This is a genomic window from Massilia pseudoviolaceinigra (assembly GCF_030846505.1).
GTDB lineage: Bacteria > Pseudomonadota > Gammaproteobacteria > Burkholderiales > Burkholderiaceae_D > Telluria_A > Telluria_A violaceinigra.
This window is the reverse complement of the sequence record NZ_JAVCWL010000088.1, coordinates 1-1,722: the sequence shown is the minus strand read 5'-3', so window position 1 is coordinate 1,722 and position 1,722 is coordinate 1. Positions and strand designations below refer to the sequence as shown.

Below are 1,722 nucleotides of genomic sequence, written 5' to 3'. Positions count from 1 at the left end.
ACCTGCTAAGGTTATAGGGACAAGCCGTACGGGCAATTAGTATCAGTTAGCTTAATGCATTACTGCACTTCCACACCTGACCTATCAACGTCCTGGTCTCGAACGACCCTTTAAAGAGCTCAAGGCTCTGGGAAATCTCATCTCAAGGCAAGTTTCCCGCTTAGATGCTTTCAGCGGTTATCTCTTCCAGACTTAGCTACCCGGCAATGCCACTGGCGTGACAACCGGTACACCAGAGGTCTGTCCACTCCGGTCCTCTCGTACTAGGAGCAGCCCCCTTCAAATTTCCAACGCCCACGGCAGATAGGGACCAAACTGTCTCACGACGTTTTAAACCCAGCTCACGTACCACTTTAAATGGCGAACAGCCATACCCTTGGGACCGGCTACAGCCCCAGGATGTGATGAGCCGACATCGAGGTGCCAAACTCCCCCGTCGATATGAACTCTTGGGAGGAATCAGCCTGTTATCCCCAGAGTACCTTTTATCCGTTGAGCGATGGCCCTTCCATACAGAACCACCGGATCACTATGTCCTACTTTCGTACCTGCTCGACTTGTCAGTCTCGCAGTTAAGCACGCTTATGCCATTGCACTATCAACACGATGTCCGACCGTATCTAGCGTACCTTCGAACTCCTCCGTTACACTTTAGGAGGAGACCGCCCCAGTCAAACTGCCTACCATGCACTGTCCCCGATCCGGATAACGGACCAAGGTTAGAACCTCAAACAAACCAGGGTGGTATTTCAAGGATGGCTCCACGAAGACTGGCGTCCCCGCTTCAAAGCCTCCCACCTATCCTACACAGATTGGTTCAAAGTCCAATGCAAAGCTACAGTAAAGGTTCATGGGGTCTTTCCGTCTAGCCGCGGGTAGATTGCATCATCACAAACATTTCAACTTCGCTGAGTCTCGGGAGGAGACAGTGTGGCCATCGTTACGCCATTCGTGCAGGTCGGAACTTACCCGACAAGGAATTTCGCTACCTTAGGACCGTTATAGTTACGGCCGCCGTTTACTGGGACTTCAATCAAGAGCTTGCACCCCATCATTTAATCTTCCAGCACCGGGCAGGCGTCACACCCTATACGTCCACTTTCGTGTTTGCAGAGTGCTGTGTTTTTATTAAACAGTCGCAGCCACCAGTTTATTGCAACCCTTTCACCCTTCTGCAGTAAAGCAGTCAAGCTACCGGGGCGTACCTTTTCCCGAAGTTACGGTACCAATTTGCCGAGTTCCTTCTCCCGAGTTCTCTCAAGCGCCTTAGAATACTCATCTCGCCCACCTGTGTCGGTTTGCGGTACGGTCTCGTATGACTGAAGCTTAGAGGCTTTTCTTGGAACCACTTCCGATTGCTTCAGAACCTAAGTTCCTCGTCTCGACCCCTTGAATTGCGCGCCCGGATTTGCCTAAGCGCCTTCTATGAGTCAAAAACCAACACTTCCAACCGTTGGACAACCTTCCGCGATCCGTCCCCCCATCGCATCATACGACGGTGCAGGAATATTAACCTGCTTCCCATCAGCTACGCATCTCTGCCTCGCCTTAGGGGCCGACTCACCCTGCTCCGATGAACGTTGAACAGGAAACCTTGGGCTTACGGCGTGGGAGCTTTTCACTCCCATTATCGCTACTCATGTCAGCATTCGCACTTCTGATACCTCCAGCATCCTTTACAAGACACCTTCGCAGGCTTACAGAACGCTCTCCTACCATATA

Annotated in this window: 1 rRNA gene; it reads right to left on the bottom strand. The window is 51.6% G+C overall.

Annotation, left to right across the window (positions count from 1 at the left end):
• Positions 1–15: 15 nt before the first annotated feature.
• Positions 16–1,722: ribosomal RNA gene (locus RBA40_RS33140) — 23S ribosomal RNA — on the bottom strand; the annotation flags it as partial.